Consider the following 6,140-nt stretch of genomic DNA (forward strand, 5'->3'; position numbering starts at 1 on the left):
CGCGGTTCCTCGCGCCCTAGCGCACCGTGACCCCGGCAGCCGGGGCCTCGGGGGCGGCTGAGGCCGTGGTGAGCGGCATCAGGTAGAGCTTGCGCAGGTTCTCGTGCACGACCCACTCGGTTCGCATCCCCGCGGACAGCCGACCCAGGACCCCGGGGGCGAGCTCCATGACCCGCGGAGAGCCGCCGTCGGTGTCGGGCAGCACGGTGACCGTCGCCCGGCCCGTCAGGACGAGGAAGCACTCGTCGACCTCCACGTCGACGGCGGTGCCAGCGGTCATCTCCCAGACCCCGATGTCGAGGCCGGGGCCCGCATCGACCGCGAGAGAGCCAGCCCCCGGCGTTCCGGAGCGCACCTCCGCGGCGGGGAGGGGCGCGATCTGCAGGGCGAGCTCCGTCAGCGGCAGGACACCGCCGGGGGTGAGCACGGTTGTGTGGTTGCTCTGGGGGTGCTCCGCGACGCTCATGGCTCGCTCCGTTTCTCGGCGGCCCGGAGGCGCGCTCGCTCGGGTGCCCTCGGGCACCGGTCAGTGGGTGGGCGCGCGGCGCCCGTGCGGCTGAGCCGCGGTTACTCGCTGTGCTCCGCAGCGGCTTCGCCGAGCGGCGAGCCCTCGTCGCCCACGCCCCAGCCGTAGGCCAGCTTGTAGGCCTCCAGGACGAAGAACGTCTCGGTGCCCGTGATGCCGTCGACGGTCGGGAGCCGCTCGTGCAGGAACTCGGTGTAGTGCGCCACATCGCGGCAGACCACCTCGACCATGACGTCGTAGGGGCCGGTCGTGAGCACGACGTAGCTCGTCTCCGGAAGTCGGGACAGCTCCTCGCACACGGCCCGCGCTTTGCCCAGCTCGCACTTGAGCCCGATGAGGGCCAACCGATCGAAGCCGATCCGGAGCGGGTCGGCGACCCCGACGATCTGCAGCGTGCCGGATTCCTCCAGGCGCTGCACGCGGTAGCGAACCGAAGAGGCAGGAATTCCCGTCTCCTCGGAGATTTCTTTGAAGGAGCGTCGTCCGTCCTGCTGCAGGATCGCGATCAGTTTGCGGTCGATCTCGTCCAGGTCGGCCTTCATGGGGGCTCCTTCGTTCCGGTCCGGGCGGTGATCCTCACAATCTATCAAGCCCGGAACGGGCGGGCGCGATCCGTCGCTGTGGATGTGCGCCCGCCCGGCCTGCTGCGACCTATTCGCCGACGTGAATGATGCCGGTGCGCACCCAGGTCATGTCGTGCAGGGTGTACATGCCGCCGATGCGGCCCCAGCCGGTGCCCTTCCCGCCCGCGCCGCCGAAGGGCATGTTGACATCCCACCAGCCATTGGAGTCGTTCACGACGACCTGACCGACCTGCATGTCCTCCATAAACCGGAACGCCTTGTTCAGGTTTTCCGTGAAGACGGCCCCCTGCAGCCCCAGCGGGTCGTCATTCGCGATGCGCAGCGCGTCGTCGTCGTCCTCGGCGATGATGATGGGCAGCACCGGACCGAAGGACTCTTCCCGCGAGAGCAGGCTGTCCGTGGGGACGTCGTCGACGACGGTGAACTCGTAGAACAGCTCGGTAGCCTGTCCCTCTCGGCGGCCGCCGCCGAGCAAAATGTTGAGACCGCGCTCACGGGCATCCGCAAGATGACGGTCCATCTTCTCGGCGACACCCTCGTTGTTCAGGGGCCCGAGGTTCGTGCTGGGGTCGAAGGGGTCGCCGAGCACCACCGTCTTTTTTGCGTAGTCGAGGACGGCAGCGACGAACTTCTCGTGTACGTCGCGGTGCACGATCACGCGCTCGGTGGCGCAGCACACCTGACCCGCGCAGTAGAAGGCACCGTCGACCGCGGCCTTGGCGGCGCGCTCCACGTTCGCATCGGCGAGCACCACAACGGGCCCGTTGCCGGACGCCTCAATGAGCATGGGCTTGAGCCCAGCGGTCGCCTGAATCTTCTTCGCCGTCGCAGAGGAGCCAATGAACCCGACCGCGTCGATGCCGGGGTGCGAGACGAGGGCCGCGCCGAAGTCGCCCTCGCCGGGGAGGACGCTGACGAGCCCGGCGGGTACCCCGGCCTCGACGATCGCGTCCATCGCGGCCAGGACCGTCAGCGGGGTGTTCGTCGGCGGCTTCACCACGTGGGCGTTCCCGGTGGCGAGGCCGGGGGCCACGAACTCGGCGAACATCAGCAGCGGGAAGTTCCAGGGCGTGATGATGCCGAACACGCCGATGGGCTCACGGAAGGTGAGCTGGCGCTTGTGCAGATCGTTGGAGGGGAGCGTCTCGCCGTAGAGACGGACCGCGTCCTCCGCGTGCAGGTGGAACAGCTGCGCTGCTTCCTTCACGTCGGCGAGCGACTCGGCGAGGGGCTTGCCCTGTTCGAGCGACTGCAGGCGAGCGAGCTCGTCCACACGGGACTCCAGAGCGGTGCCGATCCGGTGGCAGATCTCTGCGCGGGCAAAGACGCCGAGCTTCCGCCAGGCGGTCTTCGCCTCGTGCGCTTTGGCGACCGCGAGGTCGAGGTCGGCCTGGGTGGGCACCGGGATCGAGGCGATGACCTGACCGGTTGCCGGGCTCAGGATCTCCGCGCGTTCGGTGGATGCCCCATCGGTAAATTCACCAGCGATGAAGAGCTGGGTGCGAGACGGCACAGGCAGGGAATTCATAGCGATACCTCCGTGTATCAGGAACAGCGTTGTTTCCTTCACCATAGGCGAGGGTTCCCGGAAACGCAATTTGCCCCGGATATTATTTGTTGAGAAAACAAACACTTGGCAAGAAATTGACTATTAGAGCAAACAGAGGCACGATACTCCTGACCAACGAAGCAGGGGGAACCCTCGATAACAACGGAGTTGTCATGCCAGAAACACAGGTCGCGGGCACCGAGCCCGCGCAACTGCCCAAGAAGATGAGATGGTTCGACGGCTTTGCCATGTCGATGACCATGCCCGCCGCCCTGATCGCGACCCTCGGCGCGTCCATCACCGGGCTCGGTGGTTGGGGCGCGGCCGCACTCTGGGCGATCTCGATGATCCTCGCCATGGGCGTCAACTGGATTTACACCGAGCTCGCCACGATGTTCCCGAACTCCTCCGGCGGGATCTCCAGCTACGCGGCCGAGGCCTGGAAGAAGCGCGCCCCCTGGGTCGCACCCGTCGCCGGGATCGGGTACTGGCTGCCCTGGGGCACCAACCTCGCCACCTACGGCGCGGTCACCGGGGCCCTCGTCCAGGCGCAGTGGTTCCCCGAGCACACCTGGGAAATCTCACTCGGTCCGATCTCGCTCAATCTGCCCATCGTCATCGGGCTGATCGTCATCGTCGTGCTCTACCTCGTGAACGTGATTGGCGTGCGGGTGACGATGGCTTTCGTCTACGTCACCGCGGGCATCCTCATGATTCCGCTGTTCGTGTTTATCGTCCTACCGCTGTTCTCAGCGGAGTGGGCGCCGCTGGATCTCACCTGGAAACTGCACGGCTGGGAGGGGCTACGCACCGCCCTCATCTGGATGTACATCATGGCCTGGACCACCCTGGGCATCGAGGTCTGCGCCACCTTCGCGCCGGAATACCGGGACTCCGTCAAGGACACCGCCCGCGCGATCAAGGCGGCCGTGCTGTTCTGCATGGGCGTGTTCTTCCTGATCCCGATCACCCTCGGGGGCTACGCCGGTGAGGCCGCGATCGAGGCAGACCCCGCCGCGTTCTTCGTGCAGAGCTTCGGCAACCTCCTCGGCGGTGGCGGCGCGGATGTGATGACGCTGTGCCTCATTGCCTCGCTCCTGCTGATCATGACCACCTCGGTGGCCGACGCCTCCCGCGTGCTCTTCAACATGGGCCGCGAGGGCATCACCGTCCGCAGCGTCGGCAAGCTGAACCGCCGCGGCATCCCGATGCGGGCGCTGAACGTCATGCTCGTCATGAACATCCTCGTTCTCGTGGTGCTGCAGTCCCCGCTGGCCATCATCGTGACGGGCAACCTCGGCTATATCCTGACCCACATCTTCGCCGTCTCCGGGTTCTTCCTGCTCCGCAAGGATCGCCCGAACGCGAATCGGCCGATCAGGCTGCCGCGATTCTTCGTCCCGCTCTCCATCGTCCTCACCGTCTTCCTCGTCTTCATCCTCGTTGTCGGGGCCACCGGCTTCCAAGTCACCGGGTACGGCGGCGTGAAGGAACTCGCGATCGCGATCGGCGTCCTCCTCGCGGGCGTGGTCATCTGGCGATTTACCCGCCGCAAGCCCTCCGAAGAAGGAATCGCGGACCTGTCCTCGGTCCCGGCGAGGGCCGATTCCGCACCCACCCAGTCTCGCTGAGCCGGCCAAAACCGGCTCAGCGGCCCCGGGAGGGCGACCGTGTCGCCCTCCCCAACCCCGGCGGCGGCCCGCCGAGCATGCGAGCCGCCGCACACACCATGAAGGAGCAGCATGACCACCTACGACCGCGCTGAGGCCGCCGTTTCCGCGGAGCGCATCGATTCCGCCCTCGCCGGCACCAAGCGGGAACCGTATTGGCTCGACGACCCCCGCCGACCGGAGGCCGTCCCCCCGGCCCGCGGCGACCTGAGCTGCGACCTGGCCGTGGTCGGCGGCGGCTACACGGGGCTCTGGACCGCGCTCCTCGCCAAGGAGCGGGACCCGAACCGCCACGTCATGCTTTTCGAGGGCAAGCGCATCGGCTGGGCAGCCTCCGGACGAAACGGTGGCTTCTGCGAGGCAAGCCTCACCCACGGCGCAAGTAACGGCGAGCGCCACCTCCCGAAGGAGACCGCCCGCCTGCACGAGCTCGGGCTCGAGAACGTCCGTGAGATCGGCGAGACCGTCCGCCGCTACAACATGGACTGCGGCTACGAGGAGACGGGCGTCCTCCGGGTCGCAACCGAGGAACACCAGGTGGCCTGGCTGCAGGCCGACGCGAACAAGCATCCGGAGTTGATCTACATGGACCGCGATCGGGTGCGCGCCGAGGTGAACTCCCCCCTGTATCACGCGGGACTCTGGGAACAGGAGGGCAACGTTCTCGTGCAACCGGCCCGGCTCGCGTGGGAACTGCGCCGCGTGTGCCTCGAGCTGGGCGTCGAGATCTACGAGCACTCCCCCGTCATTGATCTCGAAGCCGGGCGAGACCACATCAGCCTGACGGTCGGCGGCACCGAATCGGGCACCACCGAGCAGCCGCTCGCAACGGTGACCGCTCAGCGCGTCGCCCTCGCGTCGAACGTCTTCCCCTCGCTGCTTCGCCGCGCCCGGCCCTTCACCGTCCCGGTCTGGGACTACGCGCTCATGAGTAATCCCCTCACCGCGGAGCAGTCCGCGGCCCTCGGCTGGTCCGAGAACCAGGGCCTGGCCGATATGAACAACCGCTTCCACTACATCCGAAAGACCCGGGACGACGAGGGGCGCGAGCGAATCCTGTTTGGTGGATACGACGCCCTCTACCACTTCGGCAAGGGGCTGAAGGAGGAGTATTACGACAGCGAACCCACCTACCGGCGGCTCGTCGCACACTTCTACGAGACCTTCCCGGTGCTCGGGGACCTCGGTTTCAGCCACGCCTGGGGCGGAGCCATCGACTCGTGCAGTCGATTCTTTTCCTTCTTCACCCGGGCACACGGGGATCGGGTCGTCGGGTCCTCGGGCTACACCGGCCTCGGCGTCGGGGCCACCCGCTTCGGGGCAAACGTCACGCTCGACCTGCTGGACGGCGTCGACAGCGAGCGGACCCGGTTGGAGCTGGTCCGCAAGAAGCCGATCCCCTTCCCGCCGGAGCCCGTCGCCTGGATGGGGGTGCAGATCACCACCTCAGAGATGGCCCGGTCCGACCGCAACCAGGGCAAGCGCGGCCTCTGGCTGTCCACCATGGACGCCATCGGCATGGGCTTCGATTCCTAACCACACACTCACCCGCGGCGTCGCCCCGACCACTCCCGGTCGGGGCGACGCCGCCTCCCAGAGAGGCAATACCGTGCACTGGTTCCTGCTCGCCACCGCGATCGCGCTGGAGGTTTTCGCCACCTCCATGCTCAAAGCCTCGGCCGGATTCACCCGGCTCTGGCCGTCCATCGCCGTGATCGGCGGCTACGGGCTGTCCTTTTATCTCCTCTCGCAGGTGCTCCGAGTGCTGCCGGTCGGCACGGCCTACGCCATCTGGTCCGGGGCGGGGACCC

General features: G+C 67.2%; 6 protein-coding genes. 3 read left to right on the forward strand and 3 right to left on the reverse strand.

Annotated elements, in window-relative coordinates; translation table 11 throughout:
- Positions 1-16: 16 nt before the first annotated feature.
- The 3 genes from OOT08_RS07460 to OOT08_RS07470 all read right to left on the reverse strand — a co-directional run bounded on the left by OOT08_RS07460 (position 17) and on the right by OOT08_RS07470 (position 2,638).
- Positions 17-466, reverse strand: a complete 450-nt coding sequence (locus OOT08_RS07460) for a cupin domain-containing protein (RefSeq protein ID WP_325091969.1) — start codon at positions 464-466, stop codon at positions 17-19.
- A 101-nt stretch (positions 467-567) separates the two neighbouring features.
- On the reverse strand, positions 568-1,068 hold the full coding sequence (locus OOT08_RS07465; protein WP_325091970.1) for an Lrp/AsnC family transcriptional regulator: 501 nt from the start codon (positions 1,066-1,068) through the stop codon (positions 568-570).
- Between the two features lie 109 nt (positions 1,069-1,177).
- Positions 1,178-2,638, reverse strand: a complete 1,461-nt coding sequence (locus OOT08_RS07470; protein WP_325091972.1) for an aldehyde dehydrogenase family protein — start codon at positions 2,636-2,638, stop codon at positions 1,178-1,180.
- Between the two features lie 194 nt (positions 2,639-2,832).
- Between OOT08_RS07470 and OOT08_RS07475 the strand changes: the two genes are divergently transcribed.
- The 3 genes from OOT08_RS07475 to OOT08_RS07485 all read left to right on the forward strand — a co-directional run.
- Positions 2,833-4,290, forward strand: coding sequence for an APC family permease (locus OOT08_RS07475; RefSeq protein ID WP_325091974.1), 1,458 nt, complete (start codon positions 2,833-2,835; stop codon positions 4,288-4,290).
- Positions 4,291-4,401: 111 nt separating this feature from the next.
- Entirely contained in the window at positions 4,402-5,865 is a 1,464-nt protein-coding gene (locus OOT08_RS07480; protein ID WP_325091976.1) for an NAD(P)/FAD-dependent oxidoreductase, read from the forward strand.
- A 73-nt stretch (positions 5,866-5,938) separates the two neighbouring features.
- On the forward strand, positions 5,939-6,140 hold a 202-nt coding region (locus tag OOT08_RS07485; protein ID WP_442916190.1), incomplete at its 3' end, for a DMT family transporter.

The sequence above is a fragment of the Leucobacter sp. M11 genome (assembly GCF_035726885.1).
GTDB lineage: Bacteria > Actinomycetota > Actinomycetes > Actinomycetales > Microbacteriaceae > JAPFRB01.

What these genes read in the sequence shown, in the direction of transcription:
- OOT08_RS07480 (WP_325091976.1), top strand. Translation starts at nt 4,402, where the DNA reads ATGACCACCTACGACCGCGCTGAGGCCGCCGTTTCCGCGGAGCGCATC.
- OOT08_RS07460 (WP_325091969.1), bottom strand. Translation starts at nt 466, where the DNA reads ATGAGCGTCGCGGAGCACCCCCAGAGCAACCACACAACCGTGCTCACC.
- OOT08_RS07465 (WP_325091970.1), bottom strand. Translation starts at nt 1,068, where the DNA reads ATGAAGGCCGACCTGGACGAGATCGACCGCAAACTGATCGCGATCCTG.
- OOT08_RS07470 (WP_325091972.1), bottom strand. Translation starts at nt 2,638, where the DNA reads ATGAATTCCCTGCCTGTGCCGTCTCGCACCCAGCTCTTCATCGCTGGT.
- OOT08_RS07475 (WP_325091974.1), top strand. Translation starts at nt 2,833, where the DNA reads ATGCCAGAAACACAGGTCGCGGGCACCGAGCCCGCGCAACTGCCCAAG.